At 46.8% G+C, this 25,651-nt stretch carries 26 protein-coding genes; 22 read left to right on the top strand and 4 right to left on the bottom strand.

The window, feature by feature from the left end:
• Positions 1–89: 89 nt before the first annotated feature.
• The 7 genes from FGT79_RS06685 to thiI all read left to right on the top strand — a co-directional run bounded on the left by FGT79_RS06685 (position 90) and on the right by thiI (position 7,327).
• A complete protein-coding gene (locus tag FGT79_RS06685) occupies positions 90–827 on the top strand; it encodes a YwaF family protein (protein WP_138751950.1) in 738 nt (245 codons plus the stop codon).
• Positions 808–2,412 carry a DUF2339 domain-containing protein gene (locus FGT79_RS06680; protein WP_138751949.1) on the top strand — a complete coding sequence of 535 codons (1,605 nt, stop codon included), beginning with the start codon at positions 808–810 and terminating at the stop codon, positions 2,410–2,412. The genes FGT79_RS06685 and FGT79_RS06680 overlap by 20 nt, the downstream gene beginning before the upstream one ends.
• A gap of 135 nt (positions 2,413–2,547) precedes the next feature.
• Positions 2,548–3,150 (top strand): nitroreductase family protein, encoded by a 603-nt coding sequence (locus FGT79_RS06675; protein ID WP_138751948.1) that lies wholly within the window; start codon positions 2,548–2,550, stop codon positions 3,148–3,150.
• A 165-nt stretch (positions 3,151–3,315) separates the two neighbouring features.
• Positions 3,316–4,029 (top strand): HAD family hydrolase, encoded by a 714-nt coding sequence (locus tag FGT79_RS06670; protein ID WP_171056106.1) that lies wholly within the window; start codon positions 3,316–3,318, stop codon positions 4,027–4,029.
• Between the two features lie 104 nt (positions 4,030–4,133).
• Complete coding sequence (locus tag FGT79_RS06665; protein ID WP_171056105.1) at positions 4,134–4,808, top strand: lytic transglycosylase domain-containing protein; 675 nt, start codon at positions 4,134–4,136, stop codon at positions 4,806–4,808.
• 147 nt (positions 4,809–4,955) lie between these two features.
• Positions 4,956–6,104 (top strand): cysteine desulfurase family protein, encoded by a 1,149-nt coding sequence (locus FGT79_RS06660; protein WP_138751945.1) that lies wholly within the window; start codon positions 4,956–4,958, stop codon positions 6,102–6,104.
• 2 nt (positions 6,105–6,106) lie between these two features.
• Positions 6,107–7,327 (top strand): tRNA uracil 4-sulfurtransferase ThiI, encoded by a 1,221-nt coding sequence (gene thiI / locus FGT79_RS06655; RefSeq protein WP_138751944.1) that lies wholly within the window; start codon positions 6,107–6,109, stop codon positions 7,325–7,327.
• A gap of 20 nt (positions 7,328–7,347) precedes the next feature.
• Here the strand turns inward: thiI and FGT79_RS06650 are convergent, their stop codons facing one another.
• Positions 7,348–8,043, bottom strand: a complete 696-nt coding sequence (locus FGT79_RS06650) for a TerC family protein (protein ID WP_138751943.1) — start codon at positions 8,041–8,043, stop codon at positions 7,348–7,350.
• 336 nt (positions 8,044–8,379) lie between these two features.
• Between FGT79_RS06650 and FGT79_RS06645 the strand changes: the two genes are divergently transcribed.
• The 7 genes from FGT79_RS06645 (at position 8,380) to FGT79_RS06615 (ending at position 13,727) form a co-directional block, all read left to right on the top strand.
• A complete protein-coding gene (locus FGT79_RS06645) occupies positions 8,380–9,042 on the top strand; it encodes a TerC family protein (protein WP_246096183.1) in 663 nt (220 codons plus the stop codon).
• 169 nt (positions 9,043–9,211) lie between these two features.
• Positions 9,212–9,694, top strand: a complete 483-nt coding sequence (locus FGT79_RS06640) for a hypothetical protein (protein ID WP_138751942.1) — start codon at positions 9,212–9,214, stop codon at positions 9,692–9,694.
• A 39-nt stretch (positions 9,695–9,733) separates the two neighbouring features.
• Positions 9,734–11,575, top strand: a complete 1,842-nt coding sequence (typA, locus tag FGT79_RS06635) for a translational GTPase TypA (RefSeq protein ID WP_138751941.1) — start codon at positions 9,734–9,736, stop codon at positions 11,573–11,575.
• Positions 11,576–11,759: 184 nt separating this feature from the next.
• Positions 11,760–12,068, top strand: a complete 309-nt coding sequence (locus FGT79_RS06630) for a YlaH-like family protein (RefSeq protein WP_138751940.1) — start codon at positions 11,760–11,762, stop codon at positions 12,066–12,068.
• Positions 12,065–12,337, top strand: a complete 273-nt coding sequence (locus FGT79_RS06625) for a hypothetical protein (protein ID WP_138751939.1) — start codon at positions 12,065–12,067, stop codon at positions 12,335–12,337. Before FGT79_RS06630 ends, FGT79_RS06625 begins: the two co-directional genes overlap by 4 nt.
• A gap of 17 nt (positions 12,338–12,354) precedes the next feature.
• Positions 12,355–13,404: an LCP family protein gene (locus tag FGT79_RS06620; protein ID WP_138751938.1), complete on the top strand. Its 1,050-nt coding sequence runs from the start codon at positions 12,355–12,357 to the stop codon at positions 13,402–13,404.
• 80 nt (positions 13,405–13,484) lie between these two features.
• Entirely contained in the window at positions 13,485–13,727 is a 243-nt protein-coding gene (locus tag FGT79_RS06615) for a hypothetical protein (protein ID WP_138751937.1), read from the top strand.
• 39 nt (positions 13,728–13,766) lie between these two features.
• Here the strand turns inward: FGT79_RS06615 and FGT79_RS06610 are convergent, their stop codons facing one another.
• Entirely contained in the window at positions 13,767–14,306 is a 540-nt protein-coding gene (locus FGT79_RS06610) for a YhcN/YlaJ family sporulation lipoprotein (protein ID WP_138751936.1), read from the bottom strand.
• Between the two features lie 115 nt (positions 14,307–14,421).
• Between FGT79_RS06610 and FGT79_RS06605 the strand changes: the two genes are divergently transcribed.
• Complete coding sequence (locus FGT79_RS06605; protein WP_138751935.1) at positions 14,422–15,753, top strand: PhoH family protein; 1,332 nt, start codon at positions 14,422–14,424, stop codon at positions 15,751–15,753.
• A 139-nt stretch (positions 15,754–15,892) separates the two neighbouring features.
• On the top strand, positions 15,893–17,185 hold the full coding sequence (locus FGT79_RS06600; RefSeq protein WP_138751934.1) for an ABC transporter substrate-binding protein: 1,293 nt from the start codon (positions 15,893–15,895) through the stop codon (positions 17,183–17,185).
• 186 nt (positions 17,186–17,371) lie between these two features.
• On the opposite strand, the gene FGT79_RS06595 is transcribed toward FGT79_RS06600, so the two are convergent.
• Complete coding sequence (locus FGT79_RS06595) at positions 17,372–18,478, bottom strand: coiled-coil domain-containing protein (RefSeq protein WP_171056104.1); 1,107 nt, start codon at positions 18,476–18,478, stop codon at positions 17,372–17,374.
• Positions 18,479–18,554: 76 nt separating this feature from the next.
• Here FGT79_RS06595 and FGT79_RS06590 point away from each other — a divergent pair, with 76 nt between their 5' ends.
• Positions 18,555–19,706, top strand: coding sequence for a class I SAM-dependent methyltransferase (locus tag FGT79_RS06590; RefSeq protein WP_171056103.1), 1,152 nt, complete (start codon positions 18,555–18,557; stop codon positions 19,704–19,706).
• Positions 19,707–19,846: 140 nt separating this feature from the next.
• Here FGT79_RS06590 and FGT79_RS06585 read toward each other — a convergent pair whose 3' ends face one another.
• Positions 19,847–20,083, bottom strand: a complete 237-nt coding sequence (locus tag FGT79_RS06585; RefSeq protein ID WP_053375484.1) for a DUF2626 domain-containing protein — start codon at positions 20,081–20,083, stop codon at positions 19,847–19,849.
• Between the two features lie 275 nt (positions 20,084–20,358).
• Between FGT79_RS06585 and FGT79_RS06580 the strand changes: the two genes are divergently transcribed.
• The 5 genes from FGT79_RS06580 (at position 20,359) to FGT79_RS06560 (ending at position 25,628) form a co-directional block, all read left to right on the top strand.
• Entirely contained in the window at positions 20,359–21,009 is a 651-nt protein-coding gene (locus FGT79_RS06580; RefSeq protein ID WP_138751931.1) for an RsfA family transcriptional regulator, read from the top strand.
• A gap of 143 nt (positions 21,010–21,152) precedes the next feature.
• Positions 21,153–22,151, top strand: a complete 999-nt coding sequence (locus FGT79_RS06575) for a ketopantoate reductase family protein (protein ID WP_171056102.1) — start codon at positions 21,153–21,155, stop codon at positions 22,149–22,151.
• 6 nt (positions 22,152–22,157) lie between these two features.
• The gene (locus FGT79_RS06570; RefSeq protein ID WP_138751929.1) at positions 22,158–22,553 is read left to right on the top strand and encodes a DUF3397 domain-containing protein; all 396 of its coding nucleotides are present in this window, start codon (positions 22,158–22,160) and stop codon (positions 22,551–22,553) included.
• Between the two features lie 147 nt (positions 22,554–22,700).
• Complete coding sequence (gene bshC, locus FGT79_RS06565; protein ID WP_138751928.1) at positions 22,701–24,341, top strand: bacillithiol biosynthesis cysteine-adding enzyme BshC; 1,641 nt, start codon at positions 22,701–22,703, stop codon at positions 24,339–24,341.
• Between the two features lie 21 nt (positions 24,342–24,362).
• On the top strand, positions 24,363–25,628 hold the full coding sequence (locus FGT79_RS06560) for an adenosylhomocysteinase (protein ID WP_138751927.1): 1,266 nt from the start codon (positions 24,363–24,365) through the stop codon (positions 25,626–25,628).
• Positions 25,629–25,651: the final 23 nt, after the last annotated feature.

The following is a 25,651-nucleotide window of genomic DNA, read 5'->3' as shown; positions in this document are numbered from 1 at the left end:
GTACTATTTTTTTTATGTATTTTTCACCAAAATGGAAATATAAACTAATATTTTGGAAAAGTATGGGGGGATGACGTATACGATTCGAGATGTTTTCTGCTGCGCATTCGGCAGGGCTATCTTTGCTAGTGGTCATCGTAGTAATGGTTGTTGTTTTTCGGAGAGGGCTGCGCGAGCCTTCAAGAAATCAAATAACTCGTTGGACGCTGGCTGCTGTACTTCTCTGCAGTGAAGCTGCGCTACAGCTTTCTTATATAACTGAGAATAGCTGGGGGATTTACTCGCTTCCTCTTCAATTGTGCAGCCTCATGCTGCTAGTAGGAGCTGTCGTATTAATGACAAAGCACAAGGCGCTATATGATGTACTGTTTTTTCTTGGCAGCATGGGAGCTTTGCAAGCCCTATTAACGCCGAATTTGGATGAGACATTTCCTCATTTCCGCTATTTCCAGTTTTTTATCGCACACATCGGCATCATTGGTGCAGCCCTGTTCGTTGTGGCTGTCGAACGGTATCGACCGACTTTCCGCTCTGTTCTCCGTGCGATGCTGTGGCTCCATATCTTGGCTATCCCCGCATGGATTACGAACTATTTGTCGGGTACAACGAATTTTATGTTTCTTGCCCGCAAGCCAGCAACGGCTTCTTTACTTGATTGGCTTGCTCCTTGGCCGTGGTATTTACTGGAGCTAGAGATCATTGCGTTTTGTTTATTTTTTGCATTATACGGTGTGGTCAAAGGTTTGGATCTTTGGATGTCCAAAGGCAAATCAGGTAGATATATAACGATGAATGGAGCGTTAAGACATGAAAGAGACGATGAGTAGGCATTGGACGTCGCTTCTAGGCGCATTGTTTATAGTGACAGCATTTATTACCTTGTTCAAATATTCACTTGATCAAGGCTGGATTACCGAAGTGATGAAGGTGGGATTCGGTTTGTTAAGCGGTGCAGGCATTGGCATTATTGGTCTGAAATTGGCCGAGCACAAACCTAGCAGCTTAATCGGTGAAATTATGATTGGACTGGGTGCATGTGTTCTATATGCGACCTTTGCTTTTGCAGGCATCTTCTATCGGCTCTGGGATCCAATGACAGTTATGCTCGGCGTGAGTGCAGTAACTGCATTGATCTCCGCCTATGCGTTCAAGTATAGATCAAGATTATTAATCAATATTGCGATGGCTGGGGCTTTGCTGTCCCCGCTTCCGATGAGGCCGGAAACGGATCAGGTGTTTGCTCTGTTTCTATACATGCTTGTGCTAAATGTCGCTTTCTTTTTCTTAAGCATTGCGCGAGGTTGGCATGAACTTCGAATCGTCAGCTTCATAGGGACATGGCTGATGTATATCGTCTATTTTCTTCATTACAACCCCTCGACGGAGGGACTGTGGAGCATGCCGATTCGCTACGCGCTGGCAGCATTCCTCTTCTACACAGTTGGTCTGATGGTATCGTCATGGCTCAACAAACTAAGCTTTGACGGCATAGATTTATACTTGAATGCGGCGAATGGCATCATGTTCACGTTCTGGGCACTTGTTATTCTGAATCACGAAGTGCCGTATGGCTACATCCTGACGTTTATCGGCATTGTATATCTTCTTGGAAGCTATGTGATTTATATCGCTACACAAAAGATCACACCTGCTGCAGCCAGCTTCTTTCTCACCGGATTACTGCTTATTCTCGTCTCGCTCAGCAGCATTGGAGGCGGATACGATTCCAAGCCTTTATTTACCGTATTGCTATGGGGCTTTATCTCTGCTGTGGCAGCGGTTGTAGGTCGGTTCAAGAACTGGCTGCCCCTCAGCATGGCTTCTGTTATGACGTGGTTTATCGTCGGCTGCTACTGGTACATCGTAACGTGGGATACGCCGCGCGGCGAGTGGTTCGGCATGTATGTGCCTTTTCTAAACTGGGGTGCGATCGCTTGGATTCTGCTGGCTGCAATTGGCTTTTATTTCTCAAGAACATTCGTCATTCGAGATCTGCCGGAGCAAGCTAACCGAATAATGGGCCGAATCTATGCGCTACTGTCACACTTAATCGTAGGAGGATTGCTGACAAGGCAAATCGAAAATATTTTCACAGAATACATGCCGGGTTCGCATGCTGTCTATCTGGCGCTGGCATTATCTGTATCATGGGGCTGTTATTCGCTGCTGCTCATATTGTGGGGAGCGTATTACCGACAGGTATTATTCAGATGGTTTGGTTCGGTCGTTCTGGTTCTCGTCGCGATTAAAGCTATTTTTATGGATTTGAGTGGACAAGAAGCGCTATATAAGGTTGGCGTATTGTTAATTCTGGGTTTGATTTCATTCCTTATTACGTGGATAAACGGAAAATGGCGGGTCCAGACTGACGCTAAAACAGGCATAGCCAAGCAAGTGACGAGCGATTCATAAATTCAACTCCTATGGGGATAATGACTATGTTCACCTTGACAAAATCTTATTTATAATTTAAAGTAACTTACGTAAAGTTATTAAATTGGATGTTACGTACATTCCTCATTACACAATTGAGAGGCAGGAGAAACAATGTCATCACAAGCATTTTTGGAAGCAATTCAAGCGAGACGCTCTTATTATGGAATTAGTAAGGAGTCCACGATCTCCGACGATAAAATTGTAGAAATTGTGCAGCATGCTGTTCTGCATACCCCATCATCTTTTAACTCCCAAAGTGCACGGGTAGTTGTTTTGCTCGGCGATAACCATGATAAGTTTTGGGATATTACGACAAATACGCTTCGCGCTATTGTAGCGGCTGACCAATTCGAGCCAACCGAGCAAAAAATGGGCTCTTTCAAAAATGGTTACGGTACAGTATTGTTCTTCGAAGATAAAACGGTAGTTGACGGCCTAATGGCGAACTTCCCTTCGTATGCGCATAACTTCCCGATCTGGTCCGGACATTCTTCAGGCATGCATCAATTGGTAGTATGGACTGCGCTAGAGAAAGAAGGCTTCGGCGCTTCTTTGCAGCACTACAACCCGCTTGTTGACGAAGAAGTTAAGAAAACTTGGTCGCTTCCTGATTCATGGCAGCTGGTTGCTCAAATGCCTTTCGGCAAACCGACAGCAGAGCCTGGTGAAAAGGCGTTCCAACCGATTGATGAGCGCGTAAAAGTATTCAAATAAGCAGCAGAGCGGAACGAACTCTGAAGGGTAGATCGATTCATCGTTTATATAAACCGGCATGCGGACTGGAAACAGCTGCGCATGCCGGTTTTATTTATATACAGTTCGTTGTAGGATGTAAACATAGAGCGTTACCTATGTAAGGGAATGAGAGGAGGAGCACGATTGATCAAAGCCGTTTACTTCGATTTGGATGATACATTATACGATCAATTGGAGCCATTTCGCTTAGCGGTGCAGGCAGCAGGCTTTGGAGAGCTTGTGTATGATGCGGCTCAGCTTGCGTTTTTGTTCAAGCAAATGAGGAGACATAGTGATCGGCTATGGGTTAAGCATGCGGTCGGTGAGCTTTCGCTTAAGGAGCTTCGAATCCAGCGTACGACTTCGGCATTTGTAGATATAGGCTTGCATGTAGAGCAAGAAAGGGCACAATTCCTGCAGGAATGCTATGAGCATGAACAGAAGGTAATTGTGCTTAGCGAAGGCGTTCAACATCTATTTCAACAGCTTAGCGAAAGAAATATGCCATTTGGCATCATAACGAACGGTCCTGTCGAGCATCAAATGAATAAAATACATACGCTTGGTCTGCGGAGCTGGATAGACTCGCGCAACATCTTCATTTCGGATGGCATTGGACTCGCCAAGCCTGACCCTGAGGTGTTTCGTCACGTGCATGCGCAGACAGGCTGCTTGACGGGGCAGCTCGCCTATGTCGGCGATGCTTGGCATAACGATATCGTACCTTCGTTCAACGCAGGCTGGAAACCAATCTGGCTTAACGGTAGAAGACGGGTGCCAGATGATGGCGAAGCCGAGATCGCTTATTCGGAATGCCAGGATATTCGTGAGGTTTTGCCGATCATAGAAAACATATAATAGAGGGTTACTGGCTGTTTGCTCTAAAAACATGTACAATGATAACCGATATACTTTAGAGCAGACCTTATTATGTCTTATTACAGAACAGCCAGGAGGATATCATGAGCATAGACCCTCGTATTATCAAAACATTATTGCAGCTTCAGCTGGCTCCGAGCCTGGATTTGAAAGCGGCATCGAATCCGCTGGATGCTACGACAGGTGATGGCTCAGCTTCCTTGTTCGATACGCTGTTATCACAATATATGTCAGACACTGCATCAGAGGGCGGAACGTCGCTTCCCATTCTTCCAGCAGATGCACTCGCACAGCTGGAGTCGTTGAACAGCTTCCCGAATATTTCTTACCATGCAGAAGGAGGAGCCAAAGCTGAGCCTTCTGCATATGACGATCTCATCCAGCAAGCCGCGGCTAGATACGGTGTTGATCCGGCATTGATTCAAGCGGTTATCAAAACGGAGTCCGGATTCCGTTCTGACGCGCAATCGGGATCAGGAGCCAAAGGTCTTATGCAGCTTATGGATGGCACGGCTAGAGGCCTCGGTGTTACGGATTCATTCGATCCTGCACAGAATATTAATGGCGGAACGAAGTACCTATCCTTGCTGCTTAAGAAGTACAACGGGAATGAGCATGTAGCACTGGCTGCATACAATGCAGGTCCAGGCAGAGTCGACCGTACAGGGATCAAGACGAACGAGCAATTAATCGAGAATCTTGAGGCGCTTCCCGAAGAAACGCAGCGTTATGTTGCCAAGGTGCTGCAAGCGAAGTAAAACGGAAGCGATAAGATCACGATTCCGCTTACGGCCTCAATGGCTGAAGCAATCGTTGGTCTTTTTCTTTTTTGACGTATAGGAAAGGAAAGGCGTGTGCTCATCCTATCTCTATACGTTTCACCGTGGAGAGGAGTTTATACAAGAATGTTATATTTCGACCATTGCGCCTCGACCCCTCCGTATGAAGAGGTTGTCCAGACGATGCTTGAGGTCATGAAATCGGTGTATGCGAATCCGTCTTCCCTGCATCGGGAGGGTACTCAGGCTGACAAACTAATTGAACGTTCGCGTACGCTTCTGTCAGAGCAGTTGCAAACAGGCAGCGGCAATTGGATATTCACATCAGGCGGTACGGAATCCAATAACATGGCGATTAAAGGTGCTGCACGCCAGTATGCTGCCAGGGGCAAGCATCTGATTACGACTCAAATTGAGCATGCCTCGGTTTACGAAGCTTTCGCACAGCTGGAAGAAGAGGGTTTCCGTGTTACTTATTTGCCGGTTGATCATACGGGTCATGTGAACGTGGAACAGCTGGAGAAGGCGCTGACCGATGAGACGATATTAGTAAGCGTTATGCATGTTAATAATGAAATCGGAACGATTCAGCCTATTGAGCAGATTGGCCGTTTGCTGAAACGTTTTCCCAGAATCATGTTCCATGTGGATGCGGTGCAAAGTATAAGCAAGCAGCCGATAAAAGTCTCAGAATGGGGCATTGACTTGCTCACGGGCTCTGCTCATAAGCTGAGAGGGCCAAGAGGCGTCGGTTTCTTGTATGTACGAGAAGGCGTGGTTCTTCATCCATTGTTGAGTGGAGGCTCCCAAGAGAACGGGTATCGTGCAGGGACTCAGAACGTTCCAGCCATAGTGGGTTCTGCAAAGGCACTGCGCATGTCGATGGAGAGAATGGAAGAGCGTGAGCGGCGGCTGTCAGATCTGAAGCGGCAGCTGATTCAGCATATTAAAGGCATCTCGGAGCTAGCGCTTAACGGTGCAGAGCCGTGTGCTTCGCATATTGTACATTTCTCTTATCCAGGAATGAAGCCGGAAGTGGTTATTCATATGCTGGAGCAGCATGGTATAATGGCATCTACGAAATCAGCTTGCTCATCCAAGGACGATAAGCCTAGCCGCGTATTGCTTGCACTCAGCGCGAGCCGTGAGCATGCAACGAGTGGCGTTCGAATCAGCTTAGGTGACGAGCATACGGAGAAGGATATTGACGCGTTAGCGGCAGCACTTGTGGATATTGTAAAACAGTTGAAGCCGCTTGAGAGGAGATTGACCTAATTTTGCTTTATGATCAAATTGTACTCCGTTATGGGGACTTAATGGTAAAAGGAAGAAACCGCAATAGATTCGAGAAAAAGATGCTTGAGCAGGTGAAGCAGGCATTAATTTCTTATGAGCATATTACGTACTTCAAATCGTTTGGGCGCTTGTTCGTGAAACTGAATGGACATCCTTACGAGCCAATTGCCGATCGGCTGAAGGACATATTCGGCATTGTGTCGCTTAGTCCGGTTATCAGCACGGAACTGGATTTGGAGAAAATCAGATTGACAGCTCTGGCGCTGATGCAGTCCTTGCCTGAACAACCAAGCACATTCAAGGTGAATGCCAAACGCGCTTGGAAGAAATTTCCTCACAACTCGCAGGAAATGAACCATTTGGTCGGAAGTCATGTCTTACGTGCGATGCCAAATCTGAAAGTGAATGTAAATAAGCCGGATATTGAACTTCGTGTTGACATTCAAGAGGAAGCGACCTACGTGTTCTATGACGTTATTACTGGCGCAGGAGGCTTTCCTTACTCCTCCAACGGCAAAGCGATGCTTTTGCTCTCGGGTGGTATCGACAGTCCCGTTGCAGGCTGGCTGGCGCTGCGTAAAGGGCTGGAAGTGGAAGCCGTACATTTCCACAGCTATCCGTTCACGAGCGAACAGGCGAAGGATAAAGTGATCGAGCTTGCGAAGCGGCTGTCGTACTTCAGCGGTGAACCGATTAAGCTGCATTTGGTCCCATTTACAGAAATGCAAACGACACTTGTTCAGGCAAAGAGCGATAACTTGATTATTACGTTAATGCGACGAGCAATGCTCCGCATCACGGAACAGCTTGCAGAACGCAGCAAGGCAAACGGCATCGTAACCGGCGAGAGTCTCGGGCAGGTTGCCAGCCAGACGCTGCCAAGTATGAACGTAATTGGACGAGCAGCTACTCTTCCATTGTTGAAGCCGTTAATTATGATGGACAAGCACGAAATTATCCGATTAGCAGAGCGAATTGGAACGTTTGAGACTTCGATTCTCCCCTATGAGGATTGCTGTACGCTATTTTTGCCTAAATCGCCCAGCACCAATCCGAATATGCGGATTGTAGAGAAGATTGAGTCCCTTATCCCTAATTACAAACAGCTGCTAACTGACGCAGTTGAAGGTACAGAAGTGCTTGTTCTTTCTCCTTATGAACAAACAGCTGTGCAATCAGCAGGCGAAGATAGCTGGTTTTAAATAAAAAAAGCAGCAATCCTTTAATCGGATTCGCTGCTTTTTTGTTCCTCTATTTTTTTCTTTCTCCGGTTCGTTATGAAACCGCCAGCTATAGTAGCAGCGACGACAACTACGACGAAAGCCCATAAGTACCATGGGTTCTCGAAAAAAGACTTCAAGGATTTCTCATGAGTAATCATCTTGGCAGCTGTATACGCAAGCACGGCAGAACCGACATAAACGATCCATTCGAAGCGGTTAATCAGCTTGATAAAGATGGTGCTGCCCCAAACAACAACAGGCACACTGATAATAAGCCCAAGCACCACGAGCAGCGTATCCCCATGGGCTGCTCCGGCAACCGCAATGACATTATCGATCCCCATAGCTGCATCGGCAATAATGATCGTTCGAATTGATTGCCATAGGGTGTTGCCGGATTTCATTCCGGAATGGGAGTCCTCTTGTACGACAAGCTTATACGCAATCCATACAAGCAGCAGACCGCCAACCAAATTCAGCCAAGGCACATTAAGCAGTTGAACGACGAGCAAGGTAGCGATGACCCGTATGCCTACAGCTCCCGCAGTCCCCCAAATAACAGCTTTTTTCTGCTGCTCTTTAGGTAAGTTGCGAGCAGCCAGCCCAATAACGATCGCATTGTCTCCGGCCAAGATTAGGTCGATAAAAACGATGGTTAACAGGGCGGAGAAAAACTCGACTGAAAATAGCTCCATAAGTGATGGCCCACCTTCCATAAACAATGACAACTTGAATTGTACAATCATACGAGAAGCGGAGGCGTTAGATTCCTCTTTTCACGAAATATAGGAAAGTATATGACTTCGGCATCCTTTATCTATAGTTCTCGGAATGAAACGCGTTGCACCGCCAAAGGACGATGACAGCCGTTTCGCCTTGAAATATAAGGATTTATAAGTTTGTTCGCTTATAAAGGGCTTATATTTCACCATCAAAGCTACTTCAGCGTCTTAAAGGACGCCGAAGCCGTTTTTGCTTGGACATATTTCTTCGAGCTTGTACATACAGCTGAATAAGAGGGGGTATGTGATGTGGACAGCCTAATGATGTTTATGCAGATTGTGCTGATTAATGTTTTGCTTAGCGGAGACAATGCGATTGTCATTGCCATGGCGAGCGGGCAACTCCCGCCAGAGCAACGCAAGAAGGCTGTTTGGTGGGGCGCTGTGGCAGCGGTAGGACTTAGATGTGTGCTGACGCTGGTTGCAATTCAGTTGCTCCAGGTGCCTTTCTTGCAGGCTGCCGGGGCATTGCTTTTGTTCTATATCGCGGTCAAGCTGCTTGCGGATGCCGGCAGTGAGCTGGATAATCATACGGTCAAGAAAGTGACAACGATTGGATCGGCAATCTGGACGATCGTTGTTGCGGACTTCGTCATGAGTCTCGATAATGTACTGGCCATCGCAGCCGTTGCCGAAGGCGATCCTATTCTTATTATGCTAGGCATTGCACTCAGTATTCCGATGATTATTTGGGGTAGTCAGATGCTTGGGAAGCTGTTGCACAAATTCCCAGCGCTTTCCTACATCGGTGCAGCATTGCTTGCTTATGCAGCTGGAGAGATGCTCATGCATGATCCAGGACTGAACAAACTGTTGTTCCACGGGTCCAAAACACTTGCCGAGGCCATACCTTTGCTATGTATACCGCTCGTTATTGCACTTGCGGTTGTGAAGAAAAAGCCGGTATTATGACGATTATTGTGCGCTCCGTTCACGCAAAATAAGGCGGGGCGGTTTTTTTTTTGTTAAGACCCCTTAAACGTACTGGTATTTTCAGTTCAATTCCTATAAACTAATATAGATAAAAACTGTCGTCTTTCGTCATCATATGCGATTGACGTTGTAAGGAGCGGACGCGCGAATGCCTAATAACAAATATTCCGCTGGAATTATTTTGCTGTTAGCTGGGCTCGTTATTTTGTTGGGCAAGTTAGGTGTATTCAGCTTCCTTGGTGCCATTTTCTGGCCGCTGCTCGTTTTAATCCCCGGAGTGCTTCTGCATGTGTTATACTTCGGCAGATTGGTTCCTGCGGTCGTGCTTGTACCAGGCGGAATGCTTGTCGTATATGCCCTACTGTTTGTCGTTTGCAACCTTTTTGGATGGGATAGCTTGAAATATTTGTGGCCGTTGTTTATTTTTGGTGTAGCAGCAGGCCTTTACGAATATTATTTGTTCGGTTCATCCATACCGCGTGTGGTGCTTTCGGCATCTATTGCGCTTGCTGCCGCGTCGGCCGTGTTTGTCGTTCTTGTGCTTCTATGGAGCTGGGGGATTTATGCGATTGCTGCCGCGCTGATTGCAGCAGGTGGATGGATGATGCTAAGCAAACGCAAGCGTTGGTAAAAGTTTTAAATAAAAAACAATTGGAGTGGATTACAAGTTATGCAAGCAAGAGAGAAACTACGGAATATCGCCATTATTGCCCACGTTGACCACGGTAAAACAACATTGGTTGACAAACTGCTTCAACAATCAGGTACGTTTCGCGATCACGAAGCAGTACAGGAACGCGCAATGGATTCAAATGATCTTGAGCGTGAGCGCGGTATTACGATCTTGGCTAAAAACACAGCTATTAACTACAAAGACTATTTGATCAACATCGTGGATACGCCTGGACATGCTGACTTCGGCGGCGAGGTTGAGCGTATTATGAAAATGGTTGACGGCGTGCTCTTGGTTGTTGATGCGTTCGAAGGCTGTATGCCGCAAACGAAATTCGTATTGCGCAAAGCGCTTGAATCGAACCAAACACCAATCGTTGTCGTAAACAAAATCGACCGTCCTAATGCTAGACCTCAAGAGGTAGTAGATGAGGTTCTAGATTTGTTTATCGAGCTTGGCGCCAATGATGAGCAGCTTGAGTTCCCAGTTGTTTATGCTTCAGCGCTTATGGGTACATCCAGCATGGATCCTGAGAAGCAAGATGAGAACATGGAAGCACTTTACGAGACAATTGTTAGCAACATTCCTTCACCAACTGAAGATACAACCCTGCCATTGCAATTCCTTGTTACTTTGCTTGACTATAATGAATACCTAGGCCGTATTGCTGTTGGACGCGTTAACCGCGGTATCATCAAGCAAGGTCAAACAGTAGCTGTAATGACTCGTGAAGGCGGCAATAAGCAAGCCCGTATCGAGAAGCTATTTGGTTTCGTTGGTTTGAAGCGTGTTGAGATTGAAGAAGCAGGCGCAGGCGATATTATCGCAATCGCAGGTATCCGCGAGATCAATATCGGTGAAACGATCGCTGATTCTCAGAAGCCTGAAGCGTTGCCAGTTCTCAAAATCGACGAGCCTACTCTTCAAATGACGTTCCTTGTCAACAACAGCCCGTTTGCAGGCCGTGAAGGAAAATGGGTTACTTCCCGTAAGCTTCGCGAGCGTCTCTTCAAAGAGCTTGAGACTGACGTTGCACTTCGTGTAGAAGAAACGGACAGCCCGGATGCATTCATCGTTTCTGGCCGTGGTGAGCTTCACCTTGGTATTCTAATCGAGAACATGCGTCGTGAAGGCTTTGAGCTTCAAGTATCCAAGCCTGAAGTTATTATCAAAGAAATCAACGGTTCGAAGCAAGAGCCTTACGAGCGTCTATTGATCGACACGCCTGAAGAAAGCATGGGCGCTGTTATGGAGAGCCTTGGAACTCGTAAAGCTGAAATGCTCAATATGATCAACCACGGAAATGGCCAAGTACGTCTGGAGTTCAAAATCCCAGCTCGCGGCTTGATCGGCTACCGTACACAATTCCTAACACTGACACGCGGCTATGGAATCATGAACAACGCTTTCGACAGCTACGGCCCACTTGCTGGTGCAGGCGTAGGCGGACGTCACCAAGGCGTGCTCGTGGCTAGTGAGAACGGAACTTCAACATTCTATGGCATGATGGGCGTTGAGGACCGCGGTATTCAATTCTTGGAGCCGGGTACTGAAATTTATGAAGGCATGATCGTAGGCGAGCATACGCGCGAGAATGACATCATCGTCAATATTTGTAAAGTGAAGCAACTGAACAACATTCGCTCTGCTGGTAAGGACGACACCGTAACACTGAAAAGCCCACGTCTGTTCTCGCTTGAGCAAGCGCTTGAGTACTTGAATGATGATGAGTATTGTGAAATTACACCGAAGACGATCCGCCTTCGTAAAAAAATCTTGAATAAGAGCGAGCGCGAGCGTGCGGACAAAAACCGTAAAAATGCTCAAGCAAGCGTTTAAGAGCAAACCATTAAACAAACGTAAGGTTTTGCACCTATGCAGAGCCTTACGTTTTCTTTAAGAATATAAGTGGGATTATAAGTGCTTATGCTTATAGTCCCACTTATATTTCACCCGATTCCTTGTTGCGCTGCAACTAATTGACGGCGCAAGCCGTTTACATTCACTGAAGGGGGTTTGCGGCATGCAGGCATGGCTAAGCGACCATAAGCTAATCTCGTATCTAATCATACTGGGCTTTACGATATACATATTCAATAAAGTGTTTCGTGCGCAGCAGAAGCTACCGTTATTCAAAGAAATACTTGTGTATGCGTTGATCGCCTTCGGCTCCTTCGTCCTTATGATTCTACAAGTAGACAAGCTGCCGATTATTCAATGTATGGGAGTAGCTGTTCTTATGATGATGATGCTAAGAGGACGCCAGCTCTATGACAAGTGGAAGGGTAACAAAGCAGAGCGTGCACCGCAGGAAGTGAAATCTGGCGAATGAAGCTGGAGGATGCTTTATTCAACTGGCTGCAGATCAAAGTGGTAGCAGTTGGCAGGCCGGATGACCAAGCTGCGCTTGAAACGTTGACTTTTTTCGAGCAAATTCTATCAGAGGATCATGGTCTGTCTAATTATGTCATTATGAAGACCGACGATACGATGATACATGTGAAATATGAAAAGGATGGACGTTCCAAGCTTCAGCTATACCCACGTGAGCTCGGCGAACAGCTATTGACGGACATTGAATCTAATCCCAAATACAACTGAACTTGAAGGTGGAACATATGAGCAAAGGATCAACGACATTACCTCCAAGAACGAGTTCTCGTCAACCTGCCAAACCAAAAAAACAAAAACCGGCCAAGAAGCGCTCGTTTCTTAAAACGTTTTTTGTAATTGTGTTTGCGATTCTGCTTATAATGGCTGCGGGACTTGCTTATTTATATTTCAAAGCAGATGAGGCAGTTGAACAAATATCTTCACCTGTCGATAGTGAGGTCGTTATACCGCCAGGAGAAACAGTCGACAAAAAAGCGGTTGCTATGCTGCTGATGGGTATTGATGCGAGGGCTCACGGTGGAGGCTTGAATACCGACGTCATGATGGTAGCCGTCTTCAATCCGAATTCGAAATCAGCAACGATTGTCACAATTCCACGGGATACCAATATCAATGTGGACGGATACAGAGCGCGGAAAGCGAACAGTTTCTATGCCGATTTCTATATGAATGCATTGAATGAGAAGAAGCTCAAAAAAGAAGCGGCATATGCGGATGCGAAGCAAGAAGTTAGAACGGTAATGAGCACGTTTTTTGGCATCGATATTAAGTATTCTGCTGTTATCAATTTCCAAGGTTTTGCTGATGTTGTCGATGCGCTTGGCGGGGTTACAGTGGATGTTGATATGCGAATGAAATACAAAGACAGTGCGGACGGTACGAACATTGATCTACAACCAGGCGTTCAATCTCTAAGCGGAGAGAAGGCACTGGATTTCGTTCGTTACCGGAAGTCGAATAACGGCAAAAACATGTCAAGCGACTTTGACCGTAATGCACGCCAGAGCAAGGTAATCAGTGCGCTGACAGACAAGCTGAAATCGTTTGACGGTGTGACCAAATTGCCTGCTTTGATTGAAGCCGTTGGTAATAACCTAACGATGGATATGCCTTCCAAGGAAATCAAAAATATGATGACAACCTATTTGGGCATTAGCGCCAGTGATGTTACCTTTATTCCGCTAGAAGGTACTTGGAGAAGCCCATATGTCTATTTAGATGATGCGAAGCTGGAAGAAGCTAAGGCCGCGCTTCAAGCAAAATTGGCTGAATAACCATAGACGATCGTTAATATGTTAGTTATAATACAACTACAGAGGCCATAGTTGAATCTGTTCAGAAGGAGGTCATGCGAATGACCCATACCGTATCTGCAATAGCCGAGCCAATGATCGACGTGTTTTCCATGCTATCTCTCGTTCCTGTGCATAAGCTGGTTACGGTTTCTGACGATTGGACCTCGAGCATGCCAAGAGTGCGGGACGCGATGCTTGATGCCGCGTGCTTGTCCGCTACTATTGTGTGCGATCAACCGAATAACATAAATGCCGGCGGCAACAGGGTTGTACAAGTTTCTGCGGCTATGAAGAAAGCCTAGTGGTATGCCACTAGGCTTTTTGTGTCTTCAAGGGGATGTTTACAATTTCTTATTCATTGTTGGAGCTTCATGATGCTCTGGCTCCTGCGGGATGAGGTCACGAGGAAGCTGTGGAATTAATCTTCCCATAATATCGGCCATCTCTTCGGCGAAACCGGCGATCGGTCTGCCGCGCTTGATATCTGCTCCAATTTCATTGATGCGTTGGGAGAGATCCATGTCCGCTGTAACGAGTGCATCGATGCCGTAAGGATCTTTGCGGAAGGCTTCAGCAACTGAATATTTAATTGTACCGACTCTTGACCTTTCCATCTTGGCTTCAACATCAATGCCGACAATCGCGGTATTCCCGAACACGACACAGTGCGCGTTCGTTACTCCATCAATTCCTTTGGCCAACTGTTCCAGATGTGCCGCAACTTGCTCTGAATTTTTAATTTCCTTCTTACGCGGTTCAGTCTGTTGAGTATGAACACGGCCATTATTTCGTGGAGAGGGTGATGTCTCATTACGTGCGGCGGTGCTGCAGCCTGTCGCTACAATCGCAACAATGATCGCAGAAGTAAGCCATTTGAACATGTTTGCCACCTCTTTTTCTCGTTGAAAATGAAAGTTACTTGTCCGCCATAGTGTACCCGCAGCAGCGAATTGCTATGTATGGCCTCTAATGATATCCAACGCCGGGAGGGTTCTCATGAAAAAAATATTCGTGCTCGATACAAATGTGCTGCTTCATGATCCGCAAGCGATTTTTGCTTTCGATGATAATGAAGTCATAATTCCCGCGGTCGTGTTGGAGGAAATTGATTCTAAGAAGAGGTTGGCTGACGAATTAGGAAGAAACGCGCGCCAAATATCCCGACTGCTTGACAAGATGAGAGAAAAAGGACATTTGCACGAAGGTATTACACTTCCAAGCGGCGGTCTGCTGAAGGTGGAGTTGAACCATCGCAGCTTTATACGCGTTCAGGAAATGTTCGGTGAAATGTCCAATGATAATCGGATATTAGCGGTAGCGCTGAATTACCATATAGAGCAAGAAAATGAAACGGAGAAACGGAACATTGTTCTCGTAAGCAAGGATGTACTGGTACGGATTAAGGCAGACGTGCTGGGGCTCCAGGCGCAGGATTATCTGTCTGATAGAGTCGTTGTGTCGTCAGAGTTCTACGCAGGTTATATGACGCTGTATGTGCATCCTGCAGTCATTGATGAGTTTTATACGTATCGTTTCTTGACCGTGAATAACATGCATTTGAATATTCGTCTGAATCCGAACGAATTCGTTATATTGAGAGATGAAATGGGAACTTCGAAGTCGGCGCTACTGAAGGTCAGCCAGGATGGGGCAAGGCTTGAGCCATTATTCCTAAGCAATGATCCGGTCTGGGGCATAACCGCTCGCAACGCACAGCAGCGTATGGCGCTTGAGCTGCTGCTGAATGATGATATCCCGCTTGTTACGTTATCGGGCAAGGCAGGAACGGGTAAGACGCTTCTCGCGCTTGCAGCAGGCTTGCTGAAAACGGAGGATGAACACAAATACAAGAAGTTGCTGATTGCACGGCCGGTTGTCCCAATGGGCAAAGATATTGGTTATTTGCCAGGGGAGAAAGAAGAGAAGCTGCGTCCATGGATGCAGCCGATCTACGATAATTTGGAATATTTATTTGATACCAAGAAATCAGGCGATATCGATAAAATATTGATGGGGATGGGAAGTATTCAGGTGGAGGCGTTAACGTATATCCGCGGACGCTCCATTCCAGGACAATTCATCATTATTGACGAGGCGCAAAATTTAACGAAGCATGAAGTGAAAACGATCGTGTCGCGTGTTGGTGAAGGAAGCAAAATCGTACTCATGGGTGATCCCGAGCAAATTGACCATCCTTACCTTGACTCTATCAGCAATGGGCTCACGCATATCGTCGAGCGATTCAAAGCTGAAGGAACGAGCGGTCATATGACGCTGGAGAAGGGTGAGCGCTCGAAGCTGGCGCAGCTAGCAGCAGATTTGCTATAACGGCTAAGGCGGCAACCCCCTCGGTATGAGGGGGTCTTTTTTTGTGCTTGGCATGTTCACTAATCATGTTCATTTGGACAAAGCTTGAATTTATTGTTATCCTGTTTTTAGTAGATTTTAGGATGAAAGGAAGAAGGCTGTGACTCCCAGAAAATATGTGCCGTTTTTATTAGGTGCTTTATTGTTGGCGGCATTGCTGCTTATCCCCTTCTCAAAAGACGCTAATCCTGCAAGCATAGGCAAGCCGGATGGCAAATCCAATTTACAGACCGTACCTGGTGAGCTCATTGTCGATCAACTTACGAACATTCATGTAAACGTTTCCTTGACGTATATACAGTTCCAACAGTTGCAGGAGCTCAATCGCAATTTCATGATGAAATACCCACATATCCAGGTGAAGCTTGTAAATGAGCCATCAAAGAGGGATGCATATACGCAATGGTCGCTTCAGAGTCAACGTGGCGAGGCTGCCGATATTATGCTGCTGGACAACGGGTGGGTGAGGCCATTTGCAGTGAAAGGCTTCCTCAAACCCGCAGACAGTATAATGACAGGTGATACGCTTACGGATCAAATGGCTGGTTTGCTGGAACCGCTCAAATGGAATGGTTACTTATGGGGTGTTCCGAAGGATTTGAATCCCTATTTCGTCGTGTGGAGCAGTGCGCTGCTGGAGGAAGTGGGATTAAAGGAGCCTCCGCTAGATTGGCTTGGCTATCAAGCAGCTGCGCTTAAGATGATAGAACTTCATCCTGAAGCAAGCATAGTCAACTGGGGGGCAGGAGATCTTTATCAGCAGCTTGTGTGGCTGTCAGCTTTCCGCAACAATCTAAGCGACGGTCTGCAGGTGTTGCCTGTCAGCGAGAACCAGATGATGCAGCTCGGATGGTTCCAGGAGCGAAGGGCGAATATCAGCCGAATTGACGGGGATGAAACAGCTGCTCTAACCAAAGCATTCGAAACGAACAAGCTGCTCGCTGCTATTCTGACTTGGAATGATTATGAGAAGCTGCCAGAGTCTGTTCGGGGCAAGCTGAATGTGAATCGGGAGCAGATTCATTACCCATGGCTAAACGGACGCAGCTATGTCTTGTCTTCCAGCAGTAGGATGGAAGACGAAGCGATGTTGTGGATCCAAGAAATGTCCGATATCAACAACCAGCAGCTTGTTTATGATCGATCGGGACAGCTGCCGGCAAGAGCCTCATTATATGCGTTCAACAGCTCTTTGTTAAGGGAACAGGCACATATCCCGCCAGAATGGTGGACGAAAGTGCTCAACGCCAAGAAAGCAGATCAGCAGCTTCCGATTCCAGATCCGCATTGGCCTGAAAAGTGGCAGCAGCGTGAGCAAATATGGCGTACCTATTCAGAGACTACGCTTGAAATATCGGCATATCTGGACGCTCTGAATGAGCTTGATCAATAAAAAGAGCCGTTCTCGAGTGAATAGAGAACAGGCTCTTTTTTGAAATATAAGAATTTATAAGTTTGTTAGCTTATAAAGGGCTTATATTTGACCGTCAAAGCTCCTTCAGCGTCTAAAGGACGCCGCAGACGTTTTTGCTTGATGAAGACGGCTTTTATTCGAGTTAATCGTTCAAAATTTAATTCGCTAAAGCTTCAAGCTTAGCTTAATCGTAAGCTCGCCGTCCTTCATGTCAACAGACTTTGCTTTGAGGAAAGAAACAATAAGGTCAGGGTAGAAGCCAAGATCAAATTCTTCTTCCAATGCGCTTTTGGTCGTATCAGGCAAGGAAAAACCGTTGAACAGCAGCTCGTCAACGTGGAACATGATGGCATTCTTAGGCTCATCCTCGATCGTATAATGGCCGCTTATTTTTATTTCCATGTTCTCACGTTTGCCTTGCGCAATAACCTGGCCATTCACAAATGTGAATTCAAATTGATTGAAGATGTCATTCTGTTCTCTGAGAAAAGCGTTCAAGCTGTCTTGCGGCACTCGAATCGTGTAATTAAAGCCTTTAATCTCAAGAAGGTCTTTATTGTCCTGTACCCAGCCTGGCAGTTTCTTCATCGCTTTGGAGAGCGCGCGAAAATATTGTTTCACCTCAGTGATACCGGCTGTCTCCCAATAGGAGGTCAGCTCCGTCATTAAGATTCGAATTCTCTCGGCATCAGAGCGGCCGGACAGCTCCTGATCAAGCTCATTCTCAAGCGTCAGTACGCGCTCTCGTTGTGCTCGAAGCTGCTCTTCTACGGCGATCAATTCGTCACTTCTGGTTTGCAGTTGACGGTAGCCTTCCTTGACCTGCTTGTATTGATCGACATAAGTATGAAGGGTATGCTTATCATGGGTAAGTATAATTTCCGCATAATCGAGCATTTGGAACAGCTCTGATAACGAATTGAACGAGAGAAGAGCGCTAAGCAGAAAGTCTCGTTCACCCATATAATAAGCGCGCAGGACGCTGCCTGCTTCATCTTGCTTGTCCGCTATTTGCTGCTCTTGCAGTACAAGCTGTTTCTCAGTGTCTGTCATGGTCAGCATGAGCTGTTGCTTCTGTTCTCCGATCCGGGCAATTTCTTTATCGATTTCAACGACAGATAAGCTCTTCTCAAACAAAGCGTGCAAATCCGATTCATCAGCCGTTAGAGGTGCTGCCCACGCGGTAACTCGGAACAGGAGCGCTGTAACGAGCAGCAACGCCGTGGCTGCTATGGAAATACGATTGCGCTCAGGTGGCAAAGTCAACGGCATCGTCCCTCCTCAGCATTCATTTTATGCGGCAATCCATTCTATTATATCTTACATTTGGAAAAGGATGAACCTCATCATGTATGAAAAAGAGCTATCTGCTTCGATAGGAGCGAGCATTGCGGCTTCCAGTAAGACTGGCAGCTATGTCGACATGCAAGGCAACGCCGTTCACGTACCGTGCATCTCATTCCTAGACTACATGAATGTATGCTTATATGATTCTGATTACGGTTATTATCGGTCGGGTCAATCGCGGGTAGGCAAGCAAGGCGATTTCTATACAAGCTCAGGTATAGGTGCGATTATGGCCGAGGTGCTGGAGGGCTATGTTCATACCTATGCGGCAGCGATAGGCGTACCTCTAAAGCTTATCGAGTGGGGAGCGGGAACGGGCAGGCTGTCAGCCCAAATCGCAGCTTCCGTCTTGAAGAGAGATAGCAAGTGGCAGCACTTGATACAGCATATTCTTATTGAGGATCATCCTGGGCACCGGGAAGCAGCGCAGGAAGCTTTTGCACAATACGAAGCAATGGGGTTGGCTCCTTTATTCGAATCCTCGTCAGATGCTTGGGAAGCCCGCTGGCTTGGAGAGCCTGCACTAGTTATAGCTAATGAGCTTCTTGATGCATTTCCTGTACGCCGCGTTCAAACCGTAGCTGGCGAGCTGATGGAGCTTGGAGTGGCTGGCGATGCTGAGAGGGGCTTTTATGAGGTGCTGATGCCGCTGGAGGATCATCGTGTTCTAGAATGGCTTGCAAGAGACGGTATTAAGCTAGAGGAAGGACAACGTACAGAAATTCATACGGGGGCGAGTGAGTTTTTAATAAAGCTCAGTAAGGTAATGAAGAAATCAAGGCTTGTCCTGATTGATTACGGGCATGAAGCGGCTGAATATACGGCTGAGCACAGAATGGATGGCACATTGCTTTGCTACTGGCAGCATACCGTGAGTGATAATCCCTATATCAGGGTCGGCCAACAGGACATCACTTCTCACGTCCCATTTACCTTTGTGCGCAAGGAAGCGGAGGCTAACGGCTGGAGATTCATTGCGTATATGACGCAGAAACAATTTTTAATCGATAACGGCGTATTGGAACTTCTGCAAAACCATCATAATCCAGACCCCTTTAGCGAGGAGGCTCGGAAAAACAGGGCAATCAGGCAGCTGCTGCTAAGTGATCAAATGAGCGAATCGTTCAAGGTGATGATTCTGGATAATAATTAGCCTGTCCAAAGAAAAGGTGCCAGTCCTCGCGGACTGGCACCTTTTCTTAAGTATGTACGCCTTTCAGCTTCTGTACTTATACTCCGAACCTGTGAAAGGTTTGGGAACAATCTGCCTTCTACCAAGCTTAGTTGCTTAGGTTAGAACGGCAAGTCCATCTTGAAGACCGACCAATACGTGAAACCCACGAATGAAATGATCATATATCCCCAGAACATAACGATGTAAGTTCTTTCGGAGAAATTCAAGTAACCTAGAAATACGAAAGCAACGGCTTGTGCGAAAAACAAAAGCGCAAATTCCGTCATATGGCCTGCGAAAGCCATTAGTCCGATTACCAGGGTCCAAAAACCAAGTACCCGATACATGCGTGCCATGATAATATCCCCCTCTCGCTGCGACCCGATTTTCTAATGATCATTATAACGTTTGGTGAAATAAGTGTAAACCAAAATCAGTGATGAAATCACTTTTTTTTTGTTTAGGACAGGGAACTCCTGCTTATTCATACTTAGTTTGCTCAAATATAGGAGCAAACATGTATGAGTATGCTGAAAAATGGTTATACAAATTAGTATCCAATAGATTCTATGAACTCTACCAAGGGCATAGAGATAAAGTAAGCGCCTTTACGTTAGGAGGTTTTTGTTGCATGACAGCAATTAGACAAGATGCGTGGAGTCCAGACGATGATTTAATTCTCGCCGAGGTGACGCTGCGCCATATTCGCGAAGGTAGTACACAGCTTGCAGCTTTTGAAGAGGTTGGTGAACGTATAGGACGTACTTCTGCTGCCTGCGGATTTCGTTGGAACAGCTGTGTCCGCAAACGGTATGAGGATGCCATCCAAATCGCTAAACAGCAGCGCCAGAAGCGCAATTATTTGAAAAAACAAACCGTTGTAGCAACACCGCACGTTTCATCTATTGCTGTATTCGAGACAGATGAGCGTAGTTTCAAAGCAGAGGGCAGCACGATTGAAGAAGGTCTATCTGTAGATGCCGTCATTCGTTTTCTCCGTGGATGGAAGACGAGTTATCAAGATTTAACGCGTCAAATGAAATGGTATGAGAAGGAACTGAAAGAAAAAGAGGAAGAGCTATATCGATTGCGTGATCAGAATGAGAGATTGTCCAAAGAGGTTAACAGTGCTCAAACCGACTATCGTACCGTTAACGATGATTACAAAACATTGATTCAAATTATGGATCGGGCAAGAAGACTTACGGTGCTTACCAATGATGATGAAGCAAAGCCTAGATTCAAAATGGATGCAAATGGAAACTTGGAACGTATTGAATAAGTGCTATTGAAAGCGAAGAGAGGCTGACCTTGCAGAAGGTATAGCCTTTTTTTTATGCCGGAAAGCTTGCCCTGTTTTCCTATCATTTGATACGATAATGTCCAAAAGCGATGAGCAATTGTTGCTCAGAAGGGGAGTATAAGGTGCAAATCGATGTTATTGGCGGAGGCTCGCTCGGACTTTTATTCGGTGCAAAGCTGGCTGATGCAGGCGGAGTTGTGACCATTTGGACGCGCAGCAGTGAGCAGGCGGCTCTTCTGACCGAGAAGGGTGTTACGCTGCGGGAGCTGGGAGAAGGCGGAGAGCGGAGTGTTGCGGTTCTTGGTGCATCGGCGCTCGAAGCTGAGCGCAGCCATTCAATATTGCCAAGACGAAGCGAACGCGGTACGCGCTGGATTATAGTAGCGGTGAAGCAAACAGATGTGAATGAGCAGCTTCTATCACTGCTTCAGAAGTTGGCAACAAGTCGTGGAAGGGATGGAACTGCGATTGTTTGTTTACAGAACGGTATAGGCCATCTGGAGCGCATCATGGAAAGATTGCCCAGCATTCCGTTATATGCTGTTACTGTAACCGAAGGAGCGAAACGGTTGGACGGCCATACGGTTGAGCACACAGGCAAGGGTGAGCTCTGGATCGGGGAATGGACAGCAAATGGACGGAAACGAGACATTTTTGAAGATAAGTCACTAGAAATATTGGTTTCTATACTGGAATCGGCAGGATTTGCCACTTTTCTGTCGAATAACTGGGATAATCGTATGTATAACAAGCTGCTTATTAATGCGGTCATTAATCCGCTGACCGCTATATTTGATGTAGAGAATGGCCAATTGCCGCTGCATCCCTCGCGCGAGCAGTTCATGCGTGCGCTGCATGCGGAGACGGAGCAAGTTCTCATCCAGGCTGGGATGCTTCCGCAGCAGGACAGCTGGCAGACGATTATAGATGTATGCCGCAATACAAGCCGCAATGTTTCCTCTATGCTGAGTGATATTCGAGGTAGAAGAGCGACAGAAATTGATGCTATTAATGGAGGTGTTGTCATGCTAGCCAGGAAACTTGGGCAGCGGGCGCCGCTAAACGAAGCAGTGATTGCACTTGTGAAAACGCTGCATCCGAAGCCGAATATGGAGGAGTGAAGCAAGATGGACATGATCTGGCAGAGTGTTAAGCATGTATATGCTTATTTGGCCGTTATTCCAATCATACCTTTCGCAATCATCTTATTTGGTTATGGGGCTTACGTCCAAGACCGCAAGAAAGCGTTCCGAATGGCCATGGATATTACAACGGCATTATTGATCGGCTGCGTAGCCGTTCTGTTCGATAGGCTTTTCAACAGTCAGTTCGGCCTATACGGTATTCTGTTGTTTATGATTATAGGTGGCGGGCTGCTCGGCAATGCTCAGTTCCGCAAACGGGGCAAGGTGGATGGCAAGAAGATATTCCGGACCATTTGGCGGCTGAGTTTTTTTACGATGAGTTTGCTTTACATACTCTTTATGTGTATCGGAATTGGCAAATTAATGTTCACCGCATAACAGAAATAAGATGTGCCGTGCGCCTCTTCCAGAAAGAGGTGTTTTTCTTTTGACGGACGGCTTCTCCTTTGTGTACAATTGTACCGTTACGTTAATTCATATGAAGTCGCATTGGCGACATTTATACGGGAGGTTACAGGCTGCGCTATGAGAGAAGAATCGTATTCATTGCCAAGCGCTCAGCCTTTGACAGAGGCTTATATACGTCGTGAAGATGAACGCGTTGCAGCCTTATACGGCTATCATGCGGGAGCGGAAGAAGACTGGGAAACTAGGTTGAAGCAATTGGGGCAAAACAGCTCCAAGAGAGCAGACGCTGCCCAATTGGCTCGTGTGCTGCGTGCCTATAACGAAGCAGCCCATGCTGCACCGGAAGTGTTTGATTCCATCGCGGCAATAGCAAGCGGTGCTCCTGTTGTCGTAGGCGGACAGCAAGCGGGGCTATGGACGGGGCCTTTACTTGTCATCCATAAGGCTGTGTCTATTATTGGAGCAGCCAAATCAGCTAGCAAGCAGCTAGGTCAAACCGTCGTTCCTGTGTTCTGGATTGCAGGAGAGGACCATGATTGGGATGAGGCCAATCACGCTTATGTGATTACGACCGAACAGGAGCTGCGCAAGCTGTCTGCTGCAAGGCCCGATGGTGGACGCACTTCGGTCAGCCGTACTCGGATAGAGGATGACAAATGGGATCAGCTGCTTGAAGAACTTGAGCAGGCACTGCCTTCGTCAGAGTTTAAGCCTGTTATGCTGGAGGAGCTGCGGCAGATGTCTCGCAGAGCCCGGTCGTTATCTGATTTCTTTGCGTCCATACTTAGTCATCTGTTCGGGAAGCACGGCCTCGTTCTGCTTGATGCGGATGATGCAGAGATTCGTCAACTGGAAGCGCCGATGTTCAAAACCATCATTGAGCGGAATGACGAATTGGAGCGGTCCTATCAATATTCCGCTGGTCAGATCAAGGAGCTTGGCTATGCTTTGCAGGCAGATGTTACGTCTGGCAGTGCGAATTTGTTTATTTTCAATACGGCGAACGGCGAGGAAAGAACGCTGCTGCACAAGAAAGATGATGTTTTTCAAGATCGTAAAGGGCTGCTTTCATTGACAAAGTCGGAGCTGCTCTCCGTTGCTGAGGAACAGCCGACGCGGCTTAGTAATAATGTATTAACAAGACCGATCATGCAGGATTACTTGTTCCCCGTGTTAGCAACCGTATTAGGTCCAGGTGAGATCGCTTATTGGGCGTTGACGGGTGAGGCATTCCGAACACTCGGCATGGAGATGCCGATCATCGTTCCAAGGATGTCCTATTCATTGATCGAAGGAACGGTTGCCAAGCATATGGACAAATATGAGCTTTCATTCGGCGATGTGATGACCTGCTTCGAGGAGCGCAAAGGGCAATGGCTGAAGCAGCAGGATGGCTTGTCAATTGAAGAGCAGTTCGCGGAAGCGAGAGAATCGTTCGAGGAGCAATATAAACCGCTGCTCGCGCTTGCAACGTCTGTCCAGCCTTCACTTGCCAAGCTTGGGGATACGAATCTCCAGAAAATAATCGAGCAAATCAACTATATGTCTGCGAAAACGGTCGATGCGTTCAATAAGCAGTTCGAAGCTTCGACAAGACAGCTGGACCGGATTCATCTATCCATTAAGCCTTTAGGCAAACCGCAGGAACGCGTACTCAATATGACAGCGTATTGGAACCGTTATAGCCTAAGCTGGCTTGAGAAGCTTTTGGAAGCACCTTACAGCCGTACGGGCGGACATGAAATTGTATATTTATAATTGATTCAAGGAGGACATCACATGACCACAGCTAACAAAAGCATCATTGCCGACTTATCATTGGCACCAGAAGGTCGCTTGAAAATCGACTGGGTGGCCGCACATATGCCTGTGTTAAACACGATACGCAAGCAATTCGAGCAAGATCAGCCTTTTAAAGGACTAAAGGTTACAATCGCCCTTCATCTAGAAGCCAAAACAGCTTATTTGGCAAAGGTGGTTAAAGCGGGTGGCGCTGAAGTTACCATTACAGGCAGCAATCCATTATCCACACAGGATGATGTATGTGCAGCGCTTGTTGAAGATGGCATTACGGTATACGCCAAATACAATCCGAGTCCAGAAGAGTTTAAGGCGCTTAACGTCAAAGCGTTAGAATGGAAGCCGGATTTGATCATCGACGACGGCGGCGATCTGGCAACCATTCTTAATTCAGAACATCCGGAGTACGGTGAGAACCTTCGCGGCGGAGCCGAAGAAACGACAACGGGCATCATTCGTCTGAAAGCGATGGAGAAGGACGGTTCTTTGAGGTTCCCGATGGTTGCTGTTAACGATGCTTACTGTAAGCATCTGTTTGATAATCGTTATGGTACAGGTCAATCGGTATGGGATGGTATTAATCGCACGACAAACCTGATGGTTGCCGGCAAAACAGTCGTTGTTGTTGGCTACGGCTGGTGTGGCAAAGGGGTAGCGATGCGTGCCAAGGGTCTTGGCGCTAATGTTGTCGTTACAGAAATAGATGCGATTAAAGCTGTGGAAGCGTATATGGACGGCTTTGCTGTAATGCCCATGCTGGAAGCGGCAAAGGTTGGCGAGTTTTTCGTTACGGTTACAGGCAATCGGGATGTCATCCGCGGTGAGCACTACGAAGTGATGAAAGACGGAGCGATTATTTCCAACGCCGGACATTTCGATGTAGAAGCGAACAAGCCGGAGCTGGCTGCTTTGTCGTCAAGTGTACGTACCGTTAGACGTAACATTGAGGAATATAAGCTGAATGATGGTCGGAGCATCTACTTGCTGGCAGAAGGAAGATTGGTTAATCTGGCGGCTGGCGACGGTCATCCTGCAGAGATCATGGACATGACATTCGCGCTGCAAGCAGTCGCGCTCAGATATGTGAACGAGCAATATAAGGAAATTGGAAGCAAAGTGGTCAATGTTCCTTATGAGCTGGATGAGCAGGTAGCGAGATTGAAGCTGCAGTCGCTTGGATTCGGGATTGATCACTTGACAGAAGAGCAGAAGACTTATTTGGACAGTTGGAAAGAAACAGAATAACGGATAGAGAGAAGCCGCGAGCA

Source organism: Paenibacillus sinopodophylli, assembly GCF_005930355.1.
Classification (GTDB): Bacteria; Bacillota; Bacilli; order Paenibacillales; family Paenibacillaceae; genus Pristimantibacillus; species Pristimantibacillus sinopodophylli.
Note: the sequence above shows the minus strand (reverse complement) of the source record. Positions and strands in the feature narration are given on the sequence as shown.